Origin of the sequence: Pseudomonas benzopyrenica (assembly GCF_036884265.1) — a bacterium.
GTDB classification, from domain to species: Bacteria; Pseudomonadota; Gammaproteobacteria; order Pseudomonadales; family Pseudomonadaceae; genus Chryseomonas; species Chryseomonas benzopyrenica.
The window spans coordinates 3822954-3849299 of sequence record NZ_CP145723.1 but is presented as its reverse complement, the minus strand read 5'-3'; the positions used below and the strand labels follow the sequence as shown (position 1 = coordinate 3849299).

At 66.1% G+C, this 26346-nt stretch carries 19 protein-coding genes; 13 read left to right on the top strand and 6 right to left on the bottom strand.

All coding sequences use genetic code 11. The features are described from left to right. Window positions 1-116 precede the first annotated feature (116 nt). Window positions 117-737, bottom strand: coding sequence for an NAD(P)H-dependent oxidoreductase (locus V6W80_RS18315; RefSeq protein ID WP_007162355.1), 621 nt, complete (start codon window positions 735-737; stop codon window positions 117-119). After that, window positions 724-2118, bottom strand: a complete 1395-nt coding sequence (locus V6W80_RS18310; protein ID WP_017639811.1) for a class II fumarate hydratase — start codon at window positions 2116-2118, stop codon at window positions 724-726. The genes V6W80_RS18315 and V6W80_RS18310 overlap by 14 nt, the downstream gene beginning before the upstream one ends. A 169-nt stretch (window positions 2119-2287) precedes the next feature. Between V6W80_RS18310 and V6W80_RS18305 the strand changes: the two genes are divergently transcribed. From V6W80_RS18305 to arfB, 5 genes are all read left to right on the top strand, one after another. Continuing rightward, window positions 2288-2824 carry a DUF2059 domain-containing protein gene (locus V6W80_RS18305; protein ID WP_017639810.1) on the top strand — a complete coding sequence of 179 codons (537 nt, stop codon included), beginning with the start codon at window positions 2288-2290 and terminating at the stop codon, window positions 2822-2824. Window positions 2825-2926: 102 nt separating this feature from the next. Then, a complete protein-coding gene (locus V6W80_RS18300; protein ID WP_338545024.1) occupies window positions 2927-3238 on the top strand; it encodes a BolA family protein in 312 nt (103 codons plus the stop codon). A 267-nt stretch (window positions 3239-3505) separates the two neighbouring features. Then, window positions 3506-4459, top strand: coding sequence for a rhodanese-related sulfurtransferase (locus V6W80_RS18295; protein ID WP_338545023.1), 954 nt, complete (start codon window positions 3506-3508; stop codon window positions 4457-4459). 1 nt (window position 4460) lies between these two features. Next, entirely contained in the window at window positions 4461-5096 is a 636-nt protein-coding gene (locus V6W80_RS18290; protein ID WP_160923243.1) for a DsbA family protein, read from the top strand. 2 nt (window positions 5097-5098) lie between these two features. Next, window positions 5099-5509, top strand: coding sequence for an alternative ribosome rescue aminoacyl-tRNA hydrolase ArfB (gene arfB, locus V6W80_RS18285; RefSeq protein ID WP_338547469.1), 411 nt, complete (start codon window positions 5099-5101; stop codon window positions 5507-5509). Between the two features lie 17 nt (window positions 5510-5526). On the opposite strand, the gene V6W80_RS18280 is transcribed toward arfB, so the two are convergent. Both V6W80_RS18280 and V6W80_RS18275 read right to left on the bottom strand, forming a co-directional pair. Continuing rightward, window positions 5527-6372, bottom strand: coding sequence for a universal stress protein (locus V6W80_RS18280; protein ID WP_017639805.1), 846 nt, complete (start codon window positions 6370-6372; stop codon window positions 5527-5529). Window positions 6373-6432: 60 nt separating this feature from the next. Beyond that, window positions 6433-7893: a SulP family inorganic anion transporter gene (locus V6W80_RS18275; protein WP_338545022.1), complete on the bottom strand. Its 1461-nt coding sequence runs from the start codon at window positions 7891-7893 to the stop codon at window positions 6433-6435. A gap of 425 nt (window positions 7894-8318) precedes the next feature. Here V6W80_RS18275 and V6W80_RS18270 point away from each other — a divergent pair, with 425 nt between their 5' ends. The 8 genes from V6W80_RS18270 (at window position 8319) to V6W80_RS18235 (ending at window position 24300) form a co-directional block, all read left to right on the top strand. Further along, the gene (locus V6W80_RS18270; RefSeq protein WP_338545021.1) at window positions 8319-10382 is read left to right on the top strand and encodes an acyltransferase family protein; all 2064 of its coding nucleotides are present in this window, start codon (window positions 8319-8321) and stop codon (window positions 10380-10382) included. Window positions 10383-10509: 127 nt separating this feature from the next. Next, the gene (fdnG, locus tag V6W80_RS18265; RefSeq protein ID WP_338545020.1) at window positions 10510-13590 is read left to right on the top strand and encodes a formate dehydrogenase-N subunit alpha; all 3081 of its coding nucleotides are present in this window, start codon (window positions 10510-10512) and stop codon (window positions 13588-13590) included. Further along, the gene (gene fdxH, locus V6W80_RS18260; RefSeq protein ID WP_064309443.1) at window positions 13590-14549 is read left to right on the top strand and encodes a formate dehydrogenase subunit beta; all 960 of its coding nucleotides are present in this window, start codon (window positions 13590-13592) and stop codon (window positions 14547-14549) included. Before fdnG ends, fdxH begins: the two co-directional genes overlap by 1 nt. Window positions 14550-14594: 45 nt before the next feature. Continuing rightward, window positions 14595-15218, top strand: a complete 624-nt coding sequence (locus V6W80_RS18255) for a formate dehydrogenase subunit gamma (protein ID WP_059315878.1) — start codon at window positions 14595-14597, stop codon at window positions 15216-15218. A 188-nt stretch (window positions 15219-15406) separates the two neighbouring features. Continuing rightward, complete coding sequence (gene fdhE / locus V6W80_RS18250) at window positions 15407-16324, top strand: formate dehydrogenase accessory protein FdhE (RefSeq protein ID WP_338545019.1); 918 nt, start codon at window positions 15407-15409, stop codon at window positions 16322-16324. A gap of 493 nt (window positions 16325-16817) precedes the next feature. Beyond that, complete coding sequence (gene katG, locus V6W80_RS18245; RefSeq protein ID WP_338545018.1) at window positions 16818-19079, top strand: catalase/peroxidase HPI; 2262 nt, start codon at window positions 16818-16820, stop codon at window positions 19077-19079. A gap of 234 nt (window positions 19080-19313) precedes the next feature. Continuing rightward, window positions 19314-23309, top strand: coding sequence for a Pls/PosA family non-ribosomal peptide synthetase (locus V6W80_RS18240; protein ID WP_338545017.1), 3996 nt, complete (start codon window positions 19314-19316; stop codon window positions 23307-23309). 67 nt (window positions 23310-23376) lie between these two features. Next, window positions 23377-24300, top strand: a complete 924-nt coding sequence (locus V6W80_RS18235; protein ID WP_160923251.1) for an SdiA-regulated domain-containing protein — start codon at window positions 23377-23379, stop codon at window positions 24298-24300. Here V6W80_RS18235 and V6W80_RS18230 read toward each other — a convergent pair whose 3' ends face one another. Together V6W80_RS18230 and V6W80_RS18225 are read right to left on the bottom strand one after the other, a co-directional pair. Next, window positions 24301-24825: an ankyrin repeat domain-containing protein gene (locus V6W80_RS18230; RefSeq protein ID WP_184285815.1), complete on the bottom strand. Its 525-nt coding sequence runs from the start codon at window positions 24823-24825 to the stop codon at window positions 24301-24303. It abuts the gene before it with no gap. 274 nt (window positions 24826-25099) lie between these two features. Beyond that, a complete protein-coding gene (locus V6W80_RS18225; protein WP_338545016.1) occupies window positions 25100-26191 on the bottom strand; it encodes a hypothetical protein in 1092 nt (363 codons plus the stop codon). Window positions 26192-26346 lie beyond the last annotated feature (155 nt).

The following is a 26346-nucleotide window of genomic DNA, read 5'->3' as shown; positions in this document are numbered from 1 at the left end:
CGCCGATACGGCCGCTCCTACGGAACTCAGGCGTCTTGCTGATCGCGGCCATGGGCCGCTCCTACGGATTGTCCAAGGTGTAGGAGCGGCCCATGGCCGCAATAGAAAACGTCCAACTACTCGTTCCGCCCCAACCGCTCCACTTCCTGCAACCAACGCAACCGCTGCTCCTCGTCGGCTGCCCGCACTGGCGAATACTCGTGGACCTGCAGCACCTGGATACCGCAGGCCTCGAGGCCCTCCTGGATGCCCTGGCGATGGGGCGCCTGGTTGCGCAGGCGCTGCCAGGGGGAGGGCGGGGTGTCGGAGGTCACCAGCAACTCAGCGCTGCGGCCGGTCAACAGGGGTTCGCCGCCCCAGGTCTGGTCGCGCTGGGCAAAGGCGAAGCCCGGTTGCAGCACCCGTTCAAGAAAGCCCGCCAATACCGCCGGCAAGCCGTTCCACCACACCGGATAGATGAACACCAGGTGCTCGGCCCAGTGGATCTGCCGCTGGGCTTCCAGCAGATCCGGCTCCAGGGTCTGGGAGAGGTCATAGCCTTCGCGCAGCACCGGGTCGAACTGGGCATCGGCCAACTTGAGCTGGCGCACCACCTGGCCGCTGGCCTGGGCGCCCTGGACATAGGCGTCGGCCAGCGACTGGCAGAAACTGGTGCGCTTGGGATTGCCCTGGATGACCAGCAGGCGCCGGCCATCCCCCTCCAGCGGCGTGGCGCCGCGGGCCTCAGCCACGGCCACCGGCTTCCAGCATGGTCTCCGGGCGTACCCACTGATCGAACTGCTCGTCGGTCAGATAGCCAAGCTCCAGCGCGGCGGCGCGCAGGGTCTTGTTCTCGGCATAGGCCTTCTTGGCGATCTCGGCGGCCTTGTCGTAGCCGATGTGCGGATTGAGCGCCGTCACCAGCATCAATCCCTGTTCCAGGTGCTCGGCCATCTTGTGCTCGTCCGGCTCCATACCGGTGACGCAATGGGTGTTGAAGTTGCGGCTACCATCGGCCAGCAGGCGGATGGATTCCAGCACGTTGTGGGCGATCACCGGCTTGTAGACGTTGAGCTGCAGATGGCCTTGGCTCGCGGCGAAACCCACGGTGACGTCATTGCCGATCACCTGGCAGGCCAGCATCGACAGGGCCTCGCACTGGGTCGGGTTGACCTTGCCCGGCATGATGGAACTGCCCGGTTCGTTGGCCGGCAGCTTCACCTCGGCGAAGCCGGCGCGCGGACCGGAGCCCAGCAGGCGCAGGTCGTTGGCGATCTTCATCAGCGCCACGGCCAGGGTCTTGAGGCCGCCGTGCAGGGCCACCAGCGGCTCATGGCCGGCGAGGGCGGCGAACTTGTTCGGCGCGGTGACGAAGGGCAGGCCGGTGAGTTCGGCGATTTCCTTGGCGATGGCTTCGTCGAAGCCCTTGGGCGCATTTAGGCCGGTGCCGACCGCGGTACCCCCCTGGGCCAGTTCCAGGACCGCCGGCAGGGCGTTGCGGATGGCCCGCTCGGCCAGATCCAGCTGGGCGACGAAGGCCGACAGCTCCTGGCCGAAGGTCACTGGCGTCGCATCCATCATGTGGGTGCGGCCGGTCTTGACCAGGTTCTGGTAGCGCGCCGATTGCAGCGCCAGGCCGCCGGACAGCTCGGCGATGGCCGGCAGCAGGTCGTTCTGCACCGCCAGGGCGGTGGCGATGTGCATGGCGGTGGGGAAGCAGTCGTTGGAGCTCTGGCCGCGATTGACGTGGTCATTGGGATGGACCGGCTTCTTGCCGCCCATGCCGTTGCCGGCCAGTTCGTTGCTGCGCCCGGCGATGACCTCGTTGACGTTCATGTTGCTCTGGGTGCCGCTACCGGTCTGCCAGACCACCAGGGGGAACTGGTCATCGTGGAAGCCGTCGAGGATCTCGCTGCTGGCCTTTTCGATCAGGGTGGCGACATCTTCCGGCAGTTCGCCAAGGCGCAGATTGACCCGCGCGGCCGCCTTCTTCACCGTCGCCAGGGCATGCACTACCGCCAGCGGCATCTGCTGGTTGCCGATGGCGAAGTTCTCCAGCGATCGCTGGGTCTGGGCGCCCCAGTAGACGTCGTCGGCTACTTCGATGGGGCCGATGCTATCGGTTTCAGTACGGCTCATGGCGCTCTCCGCTTATAGAGTGTGGGTCCAGCTAGTTTGGGCAGCAGCTTAGCGCCAGGGTTCCCAAATGGGAAGTATTCTCAATTGTGAGGGCCGTGGGCAGTTCAGCTGGCATTCAGCCCATCTCTGCCAGACTTCCCGTCCATTTTTCGCATCCCCAAGGACGTCCATGAAAAAGACTCTCCGTACGCTTGGCGCCGTAGTGCTGCTCGCCAGCGCCAGCAGCTTCGCCCTGGCCGACGCCAAGAGCCACGCGGCCGACGCGGAGCGCTTTCTCAAGCTGGCCAATGCCGACAAGCTGACCACCCCGGTCTACGCCCAGGTCCAGCAACTGTTCGCCCAGCACTTCGAGCAGGCCAAGGCGCCGGCCAAGAAAGCCGTGCTGGAAAGCTATACCGCCCGTGCCAACCAGGCGCTGGACAGCACCATCGGCTGGGAAAAGATCAAGCCCGAGATGGTCAAGCTGTACACCGACAACTTCACCGAAGACGAGCTGGAAGGCCTGATCAAGTTCTACCAGTCCGATCTGGGCAAGAAGATGATCGCCACCCTGCCGCGGCTGTCGGCCCAGTCCGCGCAGCTGACCCAGGCCAAGCTGGAGCAGGCGGTACCCAAGGTCAACGGCATCCTCGCCGAGATGGACAAGGAGCTGGGCGTGAAGCCGCCGGCCGGTGCCGAGAACGCGCCGCCGCCCGCCAAGCGCTGAGTCGAGCCTTTGCCACGAAGCCCGGACCCGTTCCGGGCTTCGTCGTTTCCAGGCCGGGCCCAGGCTCGCTAGAATGACGTTTCTCACAGTCGAGGTATCCCCATGAGCATGCGCGAACGTATCCAGTCCAGCCTGGGCCTGTTGCAACCCGAGCACCTGGAGGTGCTGGACGAAAGCCACATGCACAGCCGCGGCCAGGAGACCCACTACAAGGCGGTGGTGGTGAGCGAACACTTCGCCGGGCTCAACGCGGTGAAGCGTCACCAGAAGGTCTACGGCACCCTGGGCGAACTCATGGGCCAGTTCCATGCCCTGGCGCTGCACACCTATACCCCCGAAGAGTGGGCGGCCCAGGGCCAGGCACCGGATTCGCCCACCTGCCGCGGCGGCAGCAAGCACGACCCGGTGGGTTGATCTCAAGGCGCCATTGTTCGGCGCCCTGCTAATTGGTTAAAATTTGACCGGCGCCGGCATTCTTGCCGGCGTTTTCGTCAAAGAACCTGTTTCACGACCTAGCGAGCTAGAGACAAACGAGGCGAAAAGGGCTGAGGAAGCGGAGTTTACGAGTGGTAAATGAGCATTCCGAAGACCTTTTCAACGCAGTTTGGCCGACGCGCAGCAGGTCATGAACAGGTTCTAACCGGTCCGCCCTTTGCGAGGGCGACCCCTGGGAACCCGAAGATGACCGACAAGATTGTCGTGGCGGCCTTGTACAAGTTCGTCACCCTGGACGACTACGTCCAATTGCGTGAACCCCTGCTGCAGACTCTGCTGACCCATGACGTCAAGGGCACCCTGCTGCTGGCCGAGGAAGGCATCAACGGTACCGTTTCCGGCAGCCGCGAAGGCATCGATGCGGTACTGGCCTGGCTGCGCGCCGATCCGCGCCTGGTCGACATCGACCACAAGGAATCCTACTGCGCCGAGCAGCCCTTCTATCGCACCAAGGTCAAGCTGAAGAAGGAGATCGTCACCCTGGGCGTGCCCGGCGTCGATCCCAACCGCCGCGTGGGCACCTATGTCGAACCCCGGGACTGGAATGCCCTGGTCGACGATCCCGAGGTGCTGGTGATCGACACCCGCAACGACTACGAGGTGGGCATCGGCAGCTTCAAGGGTGCCATCGATCCCCAGACCAAGAGCTTTCGCGATTTCCCGGCCTATATCCGCGAGCACTTCGATCCCCAACAGCACAAGAAGGTCGCCATGTTCTGCACCGGCGGCATCCGCTGCGAGAAGGCGTCGAGCTTCATGCTGCAGGAAGGCTTTCCCGAGGTCTTCCACCTCAAGGGCGGCATCCTCAAGTACCTCGAAGAGGTGCCCGCTGCCGAGTCGCGCTGGGAAGGCGAGTGCTTCGTCTTCGACAACCGCGTGACCGTGACCCATGATCTCGCCGAAGGGGTCTACGACCAGTGCCATGCCTGCCGCACGCCGGTCTCGCCGGAAGACATGCAGTCAGCGCATTACAGCCCCGGCATCAGCTGCCCGCACTGCTGGGATTCGCTGTCGGAAAAGACCCGCGCCGGCGCCCGCGAGCGGCAGAAGCAGATCGAACTGGCGCGCCTGCGCAACGAACCCCATCCCATCGGCCGCGATCCGCGGCTGAACGCCATGCCCAACCCCGAGGAGGTCTAGGATGCCCGGTCGCCTGCTCTATGTGATGGACCCCATGTGCTCCTGGTGCTGGGGCTTCGCGCCGGTGGTCGAGCGCCTGGCCGAGCGGGCGGCCGCCCAGGGCATTCCGCTGCGCCTGGTGGTGGGCGGCCTGCGTCGCGAGCGGGTGGCCCAGGACACCGCCAGCCGAGTACGCACCCTGGCCTACTGGCAGGCGGTGCAGGAGACCACCGGCCAGCCCTTCGCCCTGGACCAGGGCCCGCCGGAAGGCCTGGTGTACGACACCGAGCCGGCCTGCCGCGCCCTGGTCGCCGCGCGTCAGCTCGATGAAGAGGCCGTCTGGCCACTGGCAAAGCGTATCCAGCGGGCCTTCTATGTCGAAGCCCGCGACGTCACTCAGCCGGCGCTGCTGGTGGAACTGGCCGAAGCCTGTGGCCTGCCGCGTATCGAATTCGCCCCGCTGTTCGATGGCGAGCCGGCGCACCAGGCCACCCAGGCCGACTTCGACTGGGCGCTGAATCTGGGCATCGCCGGTTTCCCCACGCTGTTGGCCGAGCGTGATGGTCAGCTGGCGCTGGTCACCAACGGCTACCAGCCGCTGGAGGAGCTGGAACCGCTGCTGGACGCCTGGCTCAGCCGCGGCGCGCACCTGGCGTGAGTCTGGTCATCGACGAGCGTCTGACGCTGCCCGAGCAGGAAGTCCAGCTCACCGCGGTTCGCGCCCAGGGTGCGGGTGGGCAGAACGTCAACAAGGTTTCCAGCGCCGTCCACCTGAGATTCGACATCCAGGCCTCGTCGCTGCCGGAAGCGCTCAAGGAGCGGCTGCTGGCGCTGCGCGACGGGCGCATCAGCCGCGACGGCGTGGTGGTGATCAAGGCCCAGCAATACCGCACCCAGGAACAGAATCGCGCCGACGCCCTGGAACGCCTGGCCACGTTGATCGCGGCGGCCAACGTCGAGGAAAAGCCGCGGCGCCCGACCAAGCCCACCTACGGTTCCAAGCAGCGCCGCCTGGAAGGCAAGTCGCGCCGCAGCGGCCTCAAGGCCAGTCGTGGGCGGGTGGATTTCTAGGCTGAGCTCAGGCCCCTTTAGCGCACCACGATCAGCGCACTGCCGGCCGCTTCCAGCATGTTGCGGGTGTTGCTGCCCATGAAGAAGTGGCGCAGGCGGGAGTGGCCGAAGGCACCCATGACCACCAGCTCCAGGCCATGTTGCTTGCGATAGCGCTCCAGGCCCAATTCCACGTCGCCGTCGGTGATGGCGGTGGTGACCGTGCGGCCCTGCGCCCTGAGTTCGGTGGCGGCACGGGTGAGGGCGGCGCGGCGTTCTTCGCGGTCGCGGCCGACGGTCACCAGGTGGCAGGCGAGGCCGTCGAACAGCCGGCAGTTGGCCACCCAGGTTACCGCCTTGCGCGCGCTACTGCTGTCGTCATAGGCCAGCAGCACGCCGCTGGGTTTGACGAACAGGTGGCCGGCCACCAGCAGCGGGCGGTGCAGGAGGCGGATGGCGCTTTCCAGGTGGCGACCGATCAGCCGCTTGGGCGGGCTGTCCTCACCCTGGCGCCCCAGCACGATGAGGTCGAAATCCTCCTGCAGGCTCTCCAGCGAGCTCATCAGATCGCCGTGTTGCAGCACGGCGCCGGCGCAGCGCGCCTGCTGCTCTTCCACCCGTAGCTGGGCCGCATCGAGCAGTAGCCGGCCCTGGTCTTCGGCGAGCGTGCCGCGCTGGGCATCCAGGGCGGCCAGCTCGGTGAGCAGCTGTTCCCGATTGACCAGCAGCGGCGAGGTGGCCTGGCCTGGTCGGGGGAAGCGTCGGTGATCCAGCACATGCAGCAGGGTGAGAGGGGCATCCAGGGCGGTGCCGGCCCAGGCGGCGAAGTCACAGACGGCGGCGCTCACGGCCGAGCCGTCGAGGCAGGCGAGGATCTTGGACATGGCCGCGGGTCTCCGGGAACAGGATATTGCTGGGAGAGACCCGGCGGCGCCGTTTCGGGTTCAATCGCCGAGGGCGAGGTCGTCCGTCACGCCGCCACGCCGCAGCAGCTGCTTGCAGCGGGCGGACAGGTGCAGCACCCGCACCCGCTTGCCGGCCTTGGCATAGCGCTCGTGCAGGGTGCGCAGTGCCGCCACGGCGGAGTAGTCGACGAAACTCAGGTGGCGGCAGTCCACCACCACCTTCGGCGGATCACCGACCGGATCGAACTGGTTGAGAAAGGTGGCGGTGGAGGCGAAGAACAGGGTGCCGTGCACCTGGTATCTCTTGCTGCCGTCGGCTTCCAAGTGGCTGTCGGCATAGAGGCGGCGGGCGTGCTGCCAGGCGAAGTTGAGTGCCGCCAGGACGATGCCGCAGAGCACCGCGGTGGCGAGGTCGGCGAAGACGGTGATCACGGTGACGGCAATGATCATCAGCATGTCGCTGCGCGGCACCCGGTGCAGCACCCGCAGCGAGGCCCAGGCGAAGGTCTGCTGGGCGACCACGAACATGGTGCCGACCAGTGCCGCCAGCGGAATGCGCTCGATCAGCGGCGACAGGAACAGCACGAAGAGCAGCATCAGGATCCCGGCGACTATCCCCGACAGTCGGCCACGCCCACCCGAACTCAGGTTGATCATGGTCTGGCCGATCATGGCGCAACCGCCCATGCCGCCGAACAGGCCGGACGCCATATTGGCCGCGCCGAGGGCCACGCACTCGCGATTGGGCCGGCCGCGGCTCTCGGTGATCTCGTCGGTGAGATTCAGCGTCAGCAGGGTCTCTAGCAGGCCGACTAAGGCCATCAGCACCGCATAGGGCAGGATGATCTGCAGCGTTTCGAGCGTCCAGGGGATGTGGGGCAGGGCCAGCTGCGGCAATCCGCCGGCGATGTGAGCCATGTCGCCCAGGGTGCGGGTCGGCAGGTCAAGGAAATACACCGCCAGCCCCACGCCAAGGATGGCCGCCAGCGCTGGCGGTACGGCACGGGTCAGGCGGGGCAGGAGCCAGATGATGGCCATGGTCGCCAGGGTCAAGCCGATCATCAGATACAGCGGGGCGCCGCTGAGCCAGGTGTCGCCCTGCTTGAAGTGTTCCAGCTGGGCCAGGGCGATGACGATGGCCAGGCCGTTGACGAAGCCCAGCATGACCGGGTGCGGCACCATGCGGATCAGCTTGCCCAGGCGCAGGAGGCCGAAGGCGATCATCAGCAGGCCGCCCAGCACCACCGTGGCCAGCAGGTACTGCACGCCGTGCTGCACCACCAGGGCGACGATCACCACCGCCATGGAGCCGGCTGCGCCGGAGATCATGCCGGGCCGACCGCCGAAGAGGGCGGTGAGGGTACAGATGAAGAAGGCGCCATAGAGTCCCATCAGCGGATTGAGATGGGCGACCAGGGCAAAGGCGATGCACTCGGGCACCAGGGCGAAGGACGTGGTGAGACCGGCCAGGATGTCGGCACGGGGAGAGACACTTTTCATGGCGTATCCAGAACGGGCGATGGTACGGCGGGGCACGATCGCGGATAGACGACGGGGCAGGACGATGCGGGCACACGCCGCAGGGGCGGTTACCGGAGGAGGGGTAGTGCTATGGCGGCGTCGGCAGGTGCTTGGACATGGTGGAAGGGTCCGAAGGCATCGCGAGGAAAGTTAGCGAGCTTAGCATGACTTTCCGGCGCTGCCGAATCGCCGGGATCGGTGGCAGATGCCCGCGCTAGAGTGATCCACTTCTCGTTTGGGTGTTTCGGTTGCGCCTAGTGCTGAACCTCTGGAGCGACCACCGGTCGCAGGCGGGTTGCGCAAAGGGATGCGCAGCGTCCTTGCAGCGATGGCGTCTCCGGGGTCGGCATGATTCCTGGCAGAGGCCCTCGCTGGATCGTCGAGGCCTAGCAGGAGTCTGTACCATGGAGCTTAACTATCGTCGGGACATCGATGGCCTGCGCGCCATCGCCGTGTTGCTGGTCGTTCTCAATCACGTCGGCTTCAGCGCCTTTGGTGGCGGCTATATCGGCGTCGATGTCTTCTTTGTCATCTCCGGCTATCTGATCACCCGCAAGACCGCACCGGACCTCGCGCTGGGGCACTTCAGCTTCGCCGACTTCTATCTGCGCCGCGTGCGGCGGCTGCTACCGGCCTTCGTGGCCATGGCCGTGGTCACGAGTGTGGCGGCTGCCTGCATCCTGCTGCCGCGGGATCTCGCCAGCTACAGCAAGAGCTTGATGGCCGCGCTGCTGTCCATCGCCAACGTCTTCTTCTGGCGCGCCAGCAATGGCTATTTCTCGCCCACGGCGGATGAGCTGCCGCTGCTGCATACCTGGTCGCTGGCGGTAGAGGAGCAGTACTACCTGTTCTGGCCGGTGCTGCTCCTGCTGGGCTATCGCCTGCTGGGCGTGCGCCGTTGCGGCCAGGTCGCGGTGTTGCTGGCGCTCGCGGGCCTGGCGCTGTCGGAGTGGGCCGCACGGGCGCAACCCAATGCCGCCTACTACCTGCTGCATGCCCGCGCCTTCGAACTGCTGGTGGGCAGCCTGCTGGCGCTGTACTGGGAGCGCCTGCCGCGCGCCAGCGCCGGGCAGGCCAGGGTGCTTGGGCTGGTGGCCTTGGCGTTGATCCTGGTACCGGCCTTCACCCTCGATCACCACAGTCGCTTCCCAGGGGTGAATGCTCTCTGGCCCTGCCTGGGCGCTGCCCTGCTGATCTGGACCGGAGAAAACGGTCGGGGCCCGGCGCGCTGGCTGCTGGCCCAACGGCCCCTGGTGTTCATTGGCCTGATCTCCTATTCGCTGTATCTCTGGCACTGGCCGCTGATGGCCTTCACGAACTACATGGAAGTGCCCAAGGAGCTGGGGCTGCAACTGGCCCTGGTGGCGGCCTCGGTGGTGCTGGGCGCACTGTCGTGGCGCTTCGTCGAGCAACCCTTCCGCGGTCGGCCGCGCCATTCGCCACGACTGATCTTCGCTGGCTTCTATGCCGCGCCGCTGCTGGTGGGTGCGCTGGCGGTCGGGCTGACGCTCAAGTTCCAGGGTTTTCCGCAGCGTTACGAAGCCAACACCGCCGTCATGGTCGAGGCGCTGGACAGCACCTTCGCCAAGGCACGGGGCAGCTGCTTCATCGAGGAGTTCGGCACCATGGCGACCCAGTGGTCGCCGGACCGCTGCCGCCTGGGCGCCGTCGACCGGCCACGGGCGGAGGTGCTGCTGGTGGGCGATAGCCACGCCGCCGCCAGCACCGGCATGCTCGATGTCCTGCTCAAGGACGCCGGCCTGCGCGGCTATGACATGACCCGCAGTGGTACCCTCTACCTGCCCGGTCTCGACGACGTCCACATCACCCGTCCGGGCAATCGCCTGGATCCGTCGATCCAGCTCACCGCACCGGTGGTGACCCAGGCCATCCGTACCGGCGGCTATCGCTATGTGGTGCTGGGCGGACGCTGGCCGATGTACCTGGAAGGCATGAGCGAAGCGGGCCTTTCGGCCTACAACGTGCTGCAGCGCCCGGGGGGCGGCGCGACGCCCGCCGAGCTGTTGCGGGAGGGCCTGGACAACGCCCTGCGCATCATCGTCCAAAGCGGCGCCACCCCGGTGATCCTGGCCGGCATCCCCGAGATCGGTGCCGGGCGCGACACCTGTCAGGTCAAGAACCGGCTGTTCCACACCGCCAACGACTGTTCCGTCGAATTGGGCGACGTGGCGCGGCGCCAGGAACCCTTCATCCTGATCCTCGACGACCTCAAGCAGCGCTACCCGCAGCTGCTGACCCTGGATCCCAAGGCCGTCACCTGCGATGCCCAGCGCTGCCATTCGGCACTCGACGGCACGCCGCTGTACCAGGATGGCAACCACCTCAACGTCAGGGGTTCACGGCTGATCGGCGAACGACTGGTGGCGCGGGGCGACAATCCGCTGCAGGTGGAAGGGGCGACGACCGAGCTGGATGCTCAGGCCATTCGTCAGGTCGCATCGGACTAGAGGAGGGAAGGCCGACTTCCATTGATCGGCGACAAGGGCGAAGCGCTCGATAAGCCAAACGATTGGGTTACTCTTGCCTCAGGGCCTGGCTATGCACCAGGCCCAGCCTGAACGAGGACAAGAAAACGTGGATATGAACCGTCGGCAATTCTTCAAGGTCGCTGGAGTCGGCCTTGCGGGATCCAGCCTGGCGGCGTTAGGCATGGCTCCCACAGCCGCCTTTGCCGACCAGGTGCGCCATTTCAAACTGGCGCACACCGTGGAAACCCGCAACACCTGTCCCTACTGCTCGGTCGGCTGCGGCCTGATCATGTACAGCATGGGTGACCGGGCCAAGAACGTGGCCCAGAACATCATTCACATCGAGGGCGACGCCGACCATCCGGTCAATCGTGGCACCCTCTGCCCGAAAGGCGCCGGCCTGCTGGATTTCATCCACAGCCCCAATCGCCTCAAGTATCCCGAGGTGCGCAAGCCTGGCAGCAACGAGTGGACCCGCATCAGCTGGGACGAGGCCCTTGACCGCATCGCTACCCTGATGAAGGAAGACCGCGATGCCAACTTCATCGCCACCAACGACAAGGGCCAGACGGTCAATCGCTGGCTGACCACGGGCTTCCTGGCCGCCTCGGCGTCCTCCAATGAAACCGGTTATTTGACGCACAAGATCGCGCGGAATCTGGGCCTGTTGGCCTTCGATAACCAAGCGCGCGTCTGACACGGCCCGACGGTGGCAGGTCTTGCCCCGACGTTTGGCCGTGGCGCCATGACAAATCACTGGAGCGACATCAAGAACGCTAACCTCGTCTTGATCATGGGCGGCAATGCCGCTGAAGCGCACCCGTGTGGTTTCAAGTGGGTCACCGAGGCCAAGGCGCACAACAACGCCCGGCTGATCGTGGTCGATCCGCGTTATACCCGTTCTGCCTCGGTTGCGGACTACTACGCCCCCATCCGGACCGGCAGCGACATTGCCTTCCTGGGCGGGTTGATCAATTACCTGATCACCCACGACAAGATCCAGCACGAATACGTCCGTAACTACACCGACGTAGGCTTTATCGTGAAGGAAGGCTTCTCCTTCGAAGACGGCCTGTATACCGGCTACGACGCTGAAAAACGTACCTATACCGACAAGACTCAATGGGGCTACGAGATCGGCGACGACGGCTTCGTCAAGATCGATGCAACGCTTGAGCACCCGCGTTGCGTCTTCCAGTTGATGAAGCAGCATTACAGCCGCTACACCCTGGAAGTGGCCAGTCAGGTATGTGGTACGCCCGTTGAGGCGATCGAGAAGGTCTGGGCCGAGATTGCCGAGACGTCGGCGCCTGGTCGCACGATGACCATCCTCTATGCCCTAGGTTGGACTCAGCACTCCATTGGCGCCCAGATCATTCGTGCCGGTGCCATGGTGCAGCTGCTGCTTGGCAATATCGGTATGCCCGGTGGCGGGATGAACGCCCTGCGCGGTCACTCCAACATCCAAGGCCTTACCGACCTGGGTCTCCTGTCGATCCAGCTGCCGGGCTACCTGACCATCGGCGCCGACGGCGAGCAGGACTACCACGCCTTCATCGACCGACGCGCCAGCAAGCCGCTGCGCCCGGGACAGATGAGCTACTGGCAGAACTACGGCAAGTTTCACGTCAGCCTGATGAAGGCGTGGTACGGCGACAATGCCACCAAGGATAACGACTGGTGCTACCACTGGTTGCCCAAGGTCGATGTCACGGGTGCTGGCTACGATGTGCTGCGCTACTTCGACATGATGGACAAGGGTCAGGTCAACGGCTATTTCTGCCAGGGTTTCAACCCCATCGCCGCCTTCCCCAATAAGGGCAAGGTGATGCGCGGGCTGTCCAAGCTCAAGTGGCTGGTGATCATGGATCCGCTGGCTACCGAGACCTCCGAATTCTGGCGCAACCACGGCGATCACAATGATGTGAATACCGCGGAAATCCAGACCGAGGTGTTCCGCCTGCCCACCACCTGCTTCGCCGAGGAAGACGGCTCCCTGGTGAACTCCAGTCGCTGGCTGCAGTGGCACTTCAAGGGTGCCGAAGCGCCTGCCGAGGGCCGAAGCGACATCGTCATCATGTCCGAACTGTTCCTCAGATTGCGTGAGGCCTATCGCCAGGACGGCGGTGCCTTTCCTGATCCGATCCTGGGCCTTTCCTGGCCCTATGCCAAACCAGGAGAGCCTTCGGCGGAGGAGTTGGCCAAGGAGTTCAACGGCTACGCTGTGACCGACGTGCTCGATGCCAAGGGCGCCGTTTCGGCCAAGGCCGGCCAGCAACTTGCCGGTTTCGGCCAGTTAATGGACGACGGCAGTACCGCCTCGGGCTGCTGGATCTATTGCGGCGCCTGGACCGAGCAGGGCAACCAGATGGCGCGGCGCGACAACAGCGATCCGTTCCACATGGGGCAGACCCTGGGCTGGGCCTGGTCGTGGCCGAACAACCGCCGCATCCTCTACAACCGTGCCTCCTCGGATCTTAGCGGCAAGCCGTGGGACCCGAGCAAGAAGCTGGTCTGGTGGAACGACAAGGCGCAGAAGTGGGGCGGTACCGACGTGCCGGACTTCAAGATCGACGGCAAGCCTGGCGACGGGATGAGTCCGTTCATCATGAACCCGGAAGGGGTAGCGCGCTTCTTCTCGCTGGACAAGATGGCCGAGGGGCCCTTCCCGGAGCACTACGAGCCGTTCGAAACGCCCATCGGCGTCAACCCGCTGCACCCCAACAACCGCAAGGCGCTGAACAGCCCGGCGGCGCGGGTGCTCAAGGACGACTGGGCGGACTTCGGCGATCGCAAGGACTTCCCCTATGCGGCCACCACCTACCGCCTGACCGAGCACTTCCACTACTGGAGCAAGCACTGCCGCCTCAACGCCATCATCCAGCCCGAGCAGTTCGTCGAGATCGGCGAGGTGCTGGCCAAGCAGAAGGGCATCGCCGCGGGTGATCTCGTACGCGTCAGCTCCAAGCGCGGCCACATCGTCTGCAAGGCGGTGGTGACCAAGCGGATCCGTCCGCTGCAGGTCAATGGCGAAACGGTGCACCATGTCGGCATCCCCATCCACTGGGGCTTCTCCGGCGTGGCGCGGATGGGTTACCTGGCCAATACCCTGACTCCCTTCGTGGGTGACGGGAACACCCAGACGCCCGAGTTCAAGTCGTTCCTGGTCAACGTGGAGAAAGCGTGATGGCAAGCCAAGATATCTACGCCCGCTCCGCGACGACTACGGCTTATCCGTCCGTGCGCAATCAGGCGGAAGTGGCCAAGCTGATCGATGTGTCCAAGTGCATCGGCTGCAAGGCCTGCCAGGTCGCCTGTTCGGAATGGAACGAGCTGCGCGACGAGGTGGGCCATACCCACGGCACCTACGACAACCCGGCGGACCTCACCGCGGACTCCTGGACGCTGATGCGTTTCACCGAGCACGAGGACGAGGCCGGCAAGCTGGAGTGGCTGATCCGCAAGGACGGCTGCATGCACTGCGCCGAGCCGGGCTGCCTGAAGGCCTGTCCGAGTCCGGGGGCCATCGTCAAGTACGCCAACGGTATCGTCGACTTCAACCAGGACCACTGCATCGGGTGCGGCTACTGCATCGCCGGTTGCCCCTTCGACATCCCGAGGATCTCGAAGAAGGACAACAAGGCCTACAAGTGCTCCCTGTGTTCGGACCGGGTCGGGGTCGGCCTGGAGCCCGCCTGCGTCAAGACCTGTCCGACCGGCGCCATCGTGTTCGGCACCAAGGACGCCATGAAGGAGCACGCCGCCGAGCGCATCGTCGATCTCAAGAGCCGCGGCTACGAGAACGCCGGTCTGTACGACCCGGTGGGGGTTGGGGGCACCCACGTCATGTACGTGCTGCACCATGCCGACCAGCCGCAGCTGTACAACCACCTGCCCAAGGATCCGACCATCAGCCCCACCGTGGGCCTGTGGAAGGGCTTCACCAAACCACTGGCACTGTTCGCCATGGGCGCGGCGGTGCTGGCCGGTTTCTTCCACTACGTGCGCGTCGGTCCCAACCGGACCGATGACGACGACGAAGTGGTCGAGGCGCCGCCCCGTCACGAGGGCGATGCGCCCAAGGGCGAGGTCAAGCAGCTGAGTCCGTCCGTGCAGATCTTCGATCCGCACGACAAGCAGCCCTAGCAGGGGTACGCCCCCGGTTAGCCGGGGGCGTCCTGGGAGATCGAGATGAAACCTGAAATCCAGCGTTACAACGCCAACGAGCGGACCAACCACTGGATCGTGGCGATCCTGTTCTTCATGGCCGGGCTGTCGGGACTGGCGCTGTTCCACCCGGCGCTGTTTCCGTTGTCGAGCCTGTTCGGCGGCGGCACCTGGACGCGCATCCTGCATCCCTTCATGGGTGTGGCGATGTTCCTGTTCTTCGCCTTTCTGGTGATCCGCTTCTGGCGGCACAACAAGATCGGCCGCGAAGACGCCCAGTGGCTCAAGCAGATCAACGACGTACTGAACAACCGCGAGGAGAAGCTGCCGCCGATCGACAAGTACAACCCCGGGCAGAAGATCCTGTTCTGGGTGCTGCTGGCCTGCATGCTGATCCTGCTGGTCAGCGGCGTGGTCATCTGGCGGCAGTACTTCGCCCACCTGTTCCCCATCCCGGTGATCCGCCTGGGCGCCTTGGCCCACGCCGTCGCCGCCTTCGTGCTGGTGCTGTCGATTATCGTGCACATCTATGCGGGGATCTGGATCAAGGGCTCGGTGACCGCGATGATGACCGGTTGGGTCAGTCGCGCCTGGGCCAAGAAGCACCATTCGCTGTGGTACGAGAAGGTCACCCGCGAGAAGAAGTAAGGCTGTTGTTGGGCTTTGCTGCGCTCAACCCAACCTACGGATCGGGAGCGCGGGATTTCTCCTGCGCACCGATCTGACTCCCTCTCCCTCCGGGAGAGGGTTGGGGTGAGGGCAGCGGAGTCCGACATCCAAACCCGCCCGCTATCCTGAATCCTCCATCTTCCACCGTTTTCCTAAGGAGCCCTGCCATGGCAGGCCAGATCCTCGAGCCCGGCGAAATCGAAGCCGCGGCCGTCAATCCCGATTTCATCCTGCTGCCCGGTGGCGAGCTGTTCGGCTATCGCGCCGACCGCCTGCGCTTGCTGGCCACCGACAATGCGCTGAGTGACTACCTGCTGCTGATGGCCGACCTGTGCGAAGCCCAGCAAGGGGTCTTCGACTGTCTCGCGCCCCTGCCACTGGACGAGGCCCGCAGCGCCCAGAGTATGCAGCACGGCCTACCGCCGCTGGGCTACGACACCCTGGTCCGCGAAGGCGACTGGTTGCCCGCGCTGGATGCCCTACTGGAGAACCTCAAGCTCGCGCAGGCGCCAGTGCAGGCCGCCCTGGACGAACTGCGCCAGGCCGATGCCGGCCAGCGCAAGGCCTGGGCCATCGCCCTGCTGGCCGGCAGCTATGAGCTGGTGCCCGCCGGCGTGGTGCCCTTTTTGGGCGCCGCCCTGCAGGTAGCCTGGACCCACTGGCTGCAGCGCAGTGACTTCAGCGCCCTGCGCGAACAGGGCAGCCAGACCCTCTGCCCGTGCTGCGGTGCGCCGCCCATGGCCGGCATCATCCATCACCTGGGCAAGGCCAATGGCCTGAGGTATCTCACCTGCTCGCTGTGCGCCTGCGAGTGGCACTTCGTGCGGGTCAAGTGCAGCCACTGCGAGACCGGCAAGGGCCTGGGCTACTACTCCCTGAGCACCGACGACGCCAACGCCCAGAAAGCACCGCTACGCGCCGAGACCTGCGCCCACTGCAAGACCTACCTCAAGCACCTCTATCGCGACCACGACACCCGCAGCGAACCCCTGTCCGCCGACCTCGCCAGCCTGGCGCTGGACGTGCGCCTGGCGGAAGAGGGCTACGAACGCCACGCGCCCAACCTGCTGTTCGCCCCGGGCTAGACCGGGCTGGGCGACCGCCCGGGGCAGGGTGGTCGCCGTTCCTTCTGTTTCCGCATATGGCGGGCTGCCTCGCCTGGCCAGTGCCCAAACGCGCCTTCGATTTCACTTTCTGAAGCCAAGCCGCGCGAACCTCGGCGAAGCGGTCGCCAACGTTGCTTATCGCGACAAGAGTCGGCTGGCAGCACCCTGTCACTCCGGGGTCATCTTGCAGAGCCAGTCTATCGAGGGACACAAAACCTTCTATCACGCCAGGCGGCGAAGCCATCTAGTATGGATCTTACGCCGCTTCGTCGGTGTGCCCATCTGATGAGGGGATAACAATGACCGCAACGTCCGTTTTGCCCAGGGTGGGGCTTCCCCCGGCGCCGGCTCGACGCCGGCAGCTGTGCCTGTCTAGCCCCTAGGGCCGACACGAGCGGAACCCTGCCTTCTGAAGGCCGTGCTGCCGTCGCGGCTGACAACCGGATGAACAAGACCCTGAGGTGCCAAGAAGATGTCGACCGAATCCAAGTGCCCGTTCAATCACGCCGCCGGCGGTGGTACCACCAACAAGGATTGGTGGCCGAATCAGCTCAATCTCAACTTCCTGCACCAGCATTCCTCGCTGTCCGACCCCATGGGCGAGGACTTCGACTACGCCGCCGAATTCAAGAGCCTCGATCTGGAAGCGGTGAAGGCTGACCTGCGCGCCGTGATGACCGATTCCCAGGACTGGTGGCCGGCCGATTTCGGTCACTACGGTCCGCTGTTCGTGCGCATGGCCTGGCACAGCGCCGGTACCTATCGGGTCGGTGACGGCCGCGGCGGCGCCGGTCAGGGCCAGCAGCGCTTCGCGCCCCTGAACAGCTGGCCGGACAACGTCAGCCTGGACAAGGCGCGCCGGCTGATCTGGCCGGTCAAGCAGAAGTATGGCCGCAAGATCTCCTGGGCCGACCTCATCGTCCTCACCGGCAACGTCGCCCTGGAATCCATGGGCTTCAAGACCTTCGGCTTCTCCGGCGGTCGCCAGGACGTCTGGGAACCGGACGATGCGGTGTTCTGGGGGTCGGAAACCGTCTGGCTGGGTGGTGACGTCCGCTATGGCGCCCACAAGAAGATGGAACAGCCCGGTGACGGTGTGCTGACCGCCCAGCCCGAGCAGCATCCGGTGGAGCACAGTCGCAACGATAATCCGCAGCGCACCCTGGAAAATCCCCTGGGCGCGGTGCAGATGGGCCTGATCTACGTGAACCCGGAAGGCCCGGAGGGCAATCCCGATCCGGTGGCTTCAGCCCATGACATTCGCGAGACCTTTGGCCGCATGGCCATGAACGACGAGGAGACCGTCGCCCTGATCGCCGGCGGCCACGCCTTCGGCAAGACCCACGGTGCGGGCCCGGCCACCAGCGTCGGCGCCGAGCCGGAAGCGGCCGACCTGGAACAGCAGGGCTTCGGCTGGCACAACAGCTACGGCACCGGCAAGGGCGCCGACACCATCACCAGCGGCCTCGAGGTGACCTGGACCTCCACGCCCACCCGCTGGAGCAACGAATACTTCGAGAACATGTTCAAGTTCGAGTGGGAGCTGTTCAAGAGTCCGGCCGGTGCCCACCAGTGGCGGCCCAAGGACGGCGCCGGTGCCAATGCCGTGCCCGATGCCCACGATCCCAGCAAGCGTCATCAGCCGACCATGCTGACCTCGGACCTGGCGCTGCGCTTCGATCCGGCTTACGAGAAGATTTCCCGCCGCTTCCTGGAAAATCCCGACCAGCTGGCCGATGCCTTCGCCCGTGCCTGGTTCAAGCTGACCCACAGGGACATGGGGCCGCTGGCCCGCTACCTGGGCCCGGAAACCCCGGCCGAAGAGCTGCTCTGGCAGGACCCGCTGCCCAAGGCCGCAGGCGCGCCCCTGGGCGAAGCCGAGGTCAAGGCGCTCAAGGACAAGCTGGCCGCGTCCGGCCTGAGCGTGTCCGAACTGGTCGGCACCGCCTGGGCGGCGGCGTCCACCTTCCGCGGTTCCGACAAGCGCGGCGGGGCCAACGGTGGCCGGCTGCGCCTGGCGCCGCAAAAGGACTGGGCCGTCAACCAGCCGGCGCAACTGGCCAAGGTGCTGGGCGTGCTGGAAGGCATCCAGCGTGACGTCCAGGGGCAGGGCAAGCAGGTCTCCATCGCCGATCTGATCGTGCTGGCCGGTAGCGTCGGGGTGGAAAAGGCCGCCCAGGCGGCGGGTCATTCGATCAGCGTGCCCTTTACCCCGGGTCGCGTGGATGCCTCCCAGGAGCAGACCGATGTGCAATCCTTCGGGCACCTGGAGCCCTGGGCTGACGGCTTTCGCAACTATGTGGGCGGGGAGTTCAAGGTCAAGCCGGAATTCCTGCTGGTGGACAAGGCGCACCTGCTGAATCTGACCGCGCCGGAACTGACGGTGCTGCTGGGCGGCCTGCGCGTGCTGGACATCAACGTGAACGGGGCCAAGCATGGCGTCTTCACCCAGCGGCCGCAGACCCTGACCAACGACTTCTTCGTCAACCTGCTGGACATGGCCACCGAATGGAAGGCCACCGGTCCGGACAAAGCCACCTTCGAAGGTCGCGATCGCAAGACCGGCGCCGTGAAGTGGACTGGTACCCGGGTCGATCTGGTGTTCGGCTCCCACGCCCAGCTGCGCGCCCTGAGCGAGGTCTACGGCAGTGCCGACGCCCAGGAGAAGTTCGTCAAGGACTTCGTCAAGGTATGGACCAAGGTGATGGAGCTGGACCGTTTCGATCTGCGTTAATCCCCAAGCGATAACTGAAAACGCCTCCTCCGGGAGGCGTTTTTTTTGGGGCCCGTGCAACCGAACTTCCATTCATCGCCGATCAATGGAAGGCCAGTTGAAAGGCTCATCTTAGAGGTGCTCAGGCTTCGGGGTCGCCAAGTCAGGCCAGCCTTAAGCAAACCCTAAGCGCGCCTTAAGGAGCGCGTAACCCGGGAGATACACACTGCGCTAAACACCCAGAGGCTGTCCCCCATGGAAGCGCTTGCCGAACTCTCCCTCAGTCTGGTCGAAGGCCCCATCCGCCCCGATCTGTGCCGCGATGAAGTCCTCGCCGATCTGTTCGAGGCCACCGCGGCGCGGGCGCCCGAGCGGCCCGCCCTGCTCGAAGGCGAGCGCAGCCTGAGCTATGGCGAACTGAACGCCTGGGCCGATCGCGCCGCCTCGCGGCTGCTGGCCGCCGGTGCCGGGCCTGGCCGCGTGGTCGGCCTCTGGCTGCCGCGCGGTATCGAGCTGCTGGTGATGCAGCTGGCCATCGCCAAGACCGGCGCCGCCTGGTTGCCCTGCGACGCCGAAACCCCGGCCGATCGCGTGGCCCTGTGCCTGGAAGATGCCCAGGCGGTGGGCGTGATCACCGGGGCACCCTTCGCCGATCTGCTGGCGCGTCCCGGGCTCGGCTGCTGGACCCCCGACGAGCTGAGCGTCGCCCTGGCCCAGGGCGAGATTCTGCGCCGGCGTGGCCAAGTCTCCCCGGACCACCTGGCCTACCTGATCTACACCTCCGGCTCCACCGGCAAGCCCAAAGGCATCGGCATCCGCCAGGACAGCATCTGCCACTTCCTGCGCAGCGAGAATTCGCTGCTCGGCATCGAGGCCGGCGACCGGGTCTACCAGGGTTTCTCGGTGGCCTTCGACATGTCCTTCGAAGAGATCTGGATCAGCTACCTGGTGGGCGCCACCCTCTGGCTGGCGCCGCGGGAGATCACCGCCGACCCCGAGGCCCTGGCCCGCGCCCTGACCGCCAATCGCATCAGCGTGTTGCACGTGGTGCCGACCCTGCTGGCGCTGTTGCCGGAAGACGTCCCCAGCCTGCGCCTGATCAACCTCGGCGGCGAGATGTGCCCCGAGCCCCTGGTGGCGCGCTGGAGTCGGCCGCAGCGGCGGCTGTTCAACACCTATGGCCCGAGTGAGGCCACTGTCTCGGCGAGCCTGGCGCAACTGCAACCGGGCGAGCCGGTGACCATTGGCCGGCCGCTGCCCAACTACAGCCTGCTGGTGGTGCACGCCGATGCCAGCCTGCCGCTGGCGCTGCTGCCACGCGATCAGGTGGGCGAACTCTGCATCACCGGTCCCGGCGTGGCCGATGGCTACCTGGGGCGTCCCGAACTGACCGCCGAGAAATTCCTGCCCAATCCCTGGAGCACCGGCAGCCACGACCTCAAGCTCTATCGCACCGGCGATCTGGCACGGGTCGACGAACACGGTCAGGTGCATTGCCTGGGCCGGGTCGATGACCAGGTGAAGATCCGCGGCTATCGGGTCGAGCTGGGCGAGATCGAAGCCACTCTGGCGCGGCAACCCGGCGTCGGGACCGTGGCCGTGGTGCTGCGCGAAGAAGGCGGCGTGGAGCAGTTGGTGGCCTTCCTGGTCGGCGATGGCGGTCCGCTGCCGCGCAGCGACCTGCTGCGGACCGAGCTGGCCGGCTGCCTGCCGCTGTACATGGTGCCCAGCCGCTTCGAGTGGCTCGGCGAAATGCCGCGGCTGAACTCCGGCAAGATCGACCGCAAGCAACTGCGGGCCCGCCCCCTGGCCATCGCTGCCGTGGCGCCGATCGCCCCGGCCAATGGCGCCCTGGGTGCGCTGCTGGCGGCCACCGCCGAACTCTTCCCTGGTCAGCCCCTGCACGCCGAGATGGATTTCTTCGACGACCTGGGCGGGCACTCACTGTTCGCCGCCCGCCTGGTCTCGCGCCTGCGCCAGGAGCCGCGCTATGCCAGCGCCACGGTCAAGGCGGTCTATGCCGGCCGCACCCTGGGCGCCATCGCCGAGGCCCTGGAGGCCGACGCCGCCGAGGCAGGCGCGGCGACGGCCACCGAGGCCTGGGCACCGCCCAGCCGTTGGCGGCGCTGGCGTTGCGGCCTGGCCCAGGCGGTGGCCCTGCCGCCGCTGCTGACCCTGCGCCTGGGACGCTGGTTGGCACCCTTTCTGGCCTTCCCGCTGCTGATCCATTCCGGCACCGCGCTGCCCCTGGCCATGCTCACCGCACTCGGTCTGTTCGTCCTGGCCATCGCCCTGGAATTCGCCGTGGCGCTGCTGGGCAAGCGCCTGACCGGACGCCTGCAGCCCGGTCGTTATCCGCTGTGGGGCCTGACCTACTACCGCTGGTGGCTGGGTGAGCGCTTTCTCGCCCTGGCGCCGACCTATCTGCTCAGTGGCTCGCCGTTGGCCCGTGGCTGGCTACGGCTGCTGGGCGCCCAGGTCGGTGCCGAGGCCTTCGTCGGCACCCTGACCCTGCGCGTCCCCGAGTTGCTGACCCTGGGGCAGGGCGCCAGCCTGGGCAACGGCGTCAACTTCGAAAACGCCCGGGTACTGCGCGGCGAACTGCTGCTCGGCGCCGTGACCCTGGGTCGCGAAGCCCAGGTCGGCTCCTATGCCATCCTCGAAGGCGACACCGCCCTCGGAGACGGCGCACGCCTGCAGGCCCAATCCGCCCTGCGCAGCGGGCAGCGCGTCCCGGCCGGACGCCACTGGGGCGGCGCGCCGGCCCATGACCAGGGCGCCGCCGGTGCCCGCGTCCTGCCGCCGACCCCGGTGTCCCGTGCCCAGCGTGCCGTACTGAAAGGGCTCTATGCCCTCAGCGGTCTGGTGGTCTCGGTGCTGTTCTTCATGCCGCTGTTTCCCCTGGCGCTGCTGATCGACGAACTGGAAAGCTTTGGTGGACTGCCCTGGTGGCACACCTCTTCGCTGCTGCTCGATGCCCTGCAATACGGCGTACTGGCACTGCCGCTGGGCGTGGTCAGCGTCGCCCTGACCCTGCTCGGCTGCGCCCTGGCGCGCCGGCTGATCCTGCCGCGGCTGGACGAAGGTCAGTGGTCGGTCGACAGCCTCTTCTACTGGCGCAAATGGCTGGCCAACCTGATCCAGGAGTCGGCACTGCAAAGCCTGCAGGGCCTCTATGCCACCGTTTATTCGGCGCTCTGGTATCGCCTGCTGGGTGCTCGGGTCGGTCGCGATGCGGAGATTTCAACCGCCCAGGGCCCAGTCTCCTCGCTGCTGGAACTGGGCGCCGAGACCTTTATCGCCGATGCCGTGATGCTCGGCGACGAACAGGTGGCCCAGGGCTGGATGACCCTCAAGCGCACCTCCATCGCCCGCCGCAGTTTCGTCGGCAACGGCGCCTATGTCGCCGACGGCTGCCATATCCCCGAAGACGCCCTGATCGGTGTCCTCGGTCGGCTCGACGAAGGCGTGCCCCTGCGCCAGGGCGAAACCTGGCTAGGCTCGCCGGCGGTGCGGTTGCCGGCGCGGGAAACTCTCACCGGCTACCCGGAAAGCCTGACCTTCCGCCCGGCACCCTGGCGCCGGGTGGCGCGTGGTCTGATCGAGGCCCTGCGCATCGTGCTGCCCACCGGTTTCACCGTGGCCGCCGGCTGCGCCATCGCCGAAGCCCTGGTGCCGCTGTGGCAGCAGGGCGCCTGGCTGCAGCTGCTGGGCGAGACCCTGCTGGCCGGCAGCGCCTTCGCCCTGGCCAGCTTCCTGGTCGTACTGGGGCTCAAGTGGCTGGTGGTGGGCCGTTATCGCCCACGTTCGGCGCCCATGTGGACCTTTTTCGTCTGGCGCAGCGAGGCCATCACCAGCCTCTACGAAACCCTGGCGGTGCCCAATCTGCTCGGCACCCTGCGCGGCACGCCCTGGCTGCCGCTGGCACTGCGCCTGCTCGGCGCCCGACTGGGCCGGGGCACCTACCTGGATACCACCGACCTCACCGAATTCGACTGCGTGCGCCTCGGTGACCATGGCGAACTCAATGCATTGGCCGGGCCCCAGACCCACCTGTTCGAAGATCGGGTGATGAAGGTGGGCGAAGTCGAGTTGGGGGCCGGGGTCAACCTGGGGCCGCGCAGCGTGGTGCTCTATGGCGCCCGTGTCGGTGACAACGTGGAACTGGGTCCGCTGTCGCTGGTGATGAAGGGCGAAACCCTGCCGGGTCGCTCGCGCTGGGAGGGTAACCCCGTTCAGCCCCGGCGCTAGGACTGTCACACAACCATAAAGACAGCCCCGGATACTCCGCCCCGTACAACAATGACGGGGCAAGGCGATGACGGCGTGGGTACGACGGATCAGGATTGGACGGACCGGCTGGCTGCTGGCCCTGGCGCTGCTGCTGGCACTAGGGGTGACCCAGGGCCTGCGCAGCAGCCATCTGGATAGTCAATTGCTGTTCTGGCTCGGCCAGCAGTGGCAGAGCGAACCCCGAACCTCCCTGGAACTCGGTCGCTACCGGGTGGCGGTGGAAGCCAAGCCGGTGGCCGGCGTCACCGAGAATCTGTCCGACCTCAGCTATGACCCGGAGCGGGATCGCCTCTGGGCGGTGGTCAACAATCCGCCGGAGTTGCTGGCCCTGAGCCGGGACGGCGAGCTGCTGCAACGCCATCGCCTGGAGGGCTTCGACGACGTCGAAGGCGTGACCTATCTGGGCAACGACCGCCTGCTGCTGGCGGAAGAGGGCGCCAACGCCTTGACCCTGGTGGACATTCCCGAGGGTGACGACGTACTCAGACACAAGGACTATCGCAGCCTGACCCTGGATCTCTTTCCCCGCGCCAACCAGGGCTTCGAAGGCCTGGACTACGACGCCGCCCGCGATCGGCTGTTCGTGGTCAAGGAGCACTCACCGCGCAAGCTCTATGAAATCCGCGGCCTGCTCAAGAGCTTCGACGGCGACTTCGCCCTGCGCATCATTGATCGCCAGGCCTGGCTGGACCAGGCGCCCAGTACCGGCGATCTCTCCGCGGTCCACGTCGATCGCCGTACCGGTCACCTGCTGCTGCTCAGCGACGAGTCACGGGTGCTGATCGAACTCGACGACCAGGGCCATACCCTGGATACCCGTTCCCTGGTGGCGCCCTTCGGCGGCCTGTCACGGCGGATCCGCCAGCCGGAAGGCGTCACCCTGGATACGGCCGGCAACCTCTATGTGGTCAGCGAACCCAATCTGTTCTATCGCTACCAGAAGGACTGATCAGCGGCCGCCCAGCCGCTCCAGCACGGCGGGGGTGTCCTGGGCACCCATGGCGCGGGCCACGCTCAGCGCGGTGTTGCCGGCAGCGTCCTGCGCCTGCGGGTCGGCGCCGCGGGCGACCAGCAATTCCACCATCTGCACATGATTGAACATGGCCGCCATCATCAGCGCGGTCTTGCCGTCGGGCATGGCGCCTTCCACGGCGGCGCCGTGCTCCAGCAGCAGCTCGGCCATGGGCAGATTGTTCTTGAAGGCCGCGCCGGCCAGGGGCGACTGGCCCATGTCGTTGGCCAGATTCGGGTCGGCCCGGTGCTCCAGCAGCACGCGACTGGCCTCCAGGTGGCCGTGGTAGCTGGCCAGCATCAGCAGGCTGTCGCCCTTGTGATTGCGCAAATTGGGCGTCAGCCCCTTTTCCAGTACCAGGGCCAGCACCTCGGCATTGCCGGTGCGGGCGAGGTTGAACACCTCGGTGGCGAATTCCTGGGCTTCTTCATCGGTCATGCGCTGGGGACCGTCTGCGGTCATGGTGCTCTCCTGGTCTAAGGCGGACGGGACCCTAGGGTCCCGGGCGATAGGAGGGCAGACCCGAACGGCAAGGGGGAGTTCTCTCGCGACGGCGAAAGAAGCCCGCCGCAAAGGCGTGAGTCGGTTATAAAACGTCGCGAGCGGTTATCAGACAGGTGTGTGCGGCGCGCAGGAACCGGACCGGGCTCGCGTACGAGTGTACGAGTAGTACATGAGGATTCCGAGCACCGCACGTGCCTGTATGGCGGACGCGCAGTAGTTTTATAAGCGGCTCTCAGCCGAAGGTCGCGTGGGTCTCGGCAAAGGCCTGCAGCTCCGCCACGCTGTAGTTGCCGACCATCAGCACCGGACCATGGGCCGTGCCGATCTGTGCCGGCAGGGTGTCGAGAAAGCCACCGGTAGGGGTCACCCCCAGGTTGGTATACTCGGCGGCCGGCAGATGGAATTCGGCGATCAGGCGCGCCGCTTCGGCGATCCCGGCGGCCACGCTGACCGGATGCAGGGCCACCCCCAGCGGATTGACCTGGCCACCGTTGTCGCCATTGAACAGGTGGCCCACCTTGGCCGCCGCCTCGGCCAGGTCCTGCTGATCCGCCTGGGCGCCGATCAGGAACAGCGAGCCATAGTGCGGCAGGCTGCCGCCGCCCTCGGCCTGACTGACGAAGCTGGGCGCGAAGGGCTGCTCGCCGCGGATGTCGGAGCTGTAGTTGGCCACCGGATCGCCAAGGGTGACCACATTGACGAAGTTGCCTCCCTGGCCCACCGCGTGCAGGTCACGCGGAATCCCCGAGGCTTCGAAGCTGATGCCGCCCAGACCGGTCTGCTGGGCGACGTAGGCCGCCGAAATGCCGCCCAGGGAGTGGCCGGTGACGAAGATGTCCTGGGTGCCATAGCCCTGCTTGGCCGCCGCCTCGATCGCCTGGTGGGCGAAGTCCAGCGACTGGTGCTGGGCGCTGGAGACCTGCTGGCCGAGGATCTGCAGATCGCTCAGCAGGCCACCGGCGGTGGACAGGGGGTCGATCAGCAGATTCTCGCCTCTGGTAGTGCCGGCATAGCTGATGAGCACCTGGTTCTCGGCGGTGATCCAGGTGTGGGCCGTGGCGCCATTGAGCGAGTTGTGCAGCGTCAGCTGCTGGCCATCGACCAGGAAGGGCCGCATGCCGTCGGGCGTGCCACCCAGCACATACTCGCTGATGGCGCCGTTGAGGAATTCGCTGACGGTGGGGGTGCTGGCCGAACTGGTCTGCGCCAGCGGCGTGGCCGCAGCGCTCTTCAGCGTGTGCAGATAGGTGAAGTTGCCGAGGCTGACGATGTCGCTGTGGTCGAACAGGCCATCGCTGGCCCAGGGGGAGGTTTTCTTGGACATGACGGCACCTTTGTTATTGTCGTGAGGTGGACGTGGTGGCCAGGGCTTTCCGCTCCACGGCAGGCGTCGATGCTCGGGAAAGCCCTCGCCCTCCATCCTAGGACGGGCTCTGGCACGCGGCAAACCGGGAACCCAGGGGTCATTTCCAGACGACC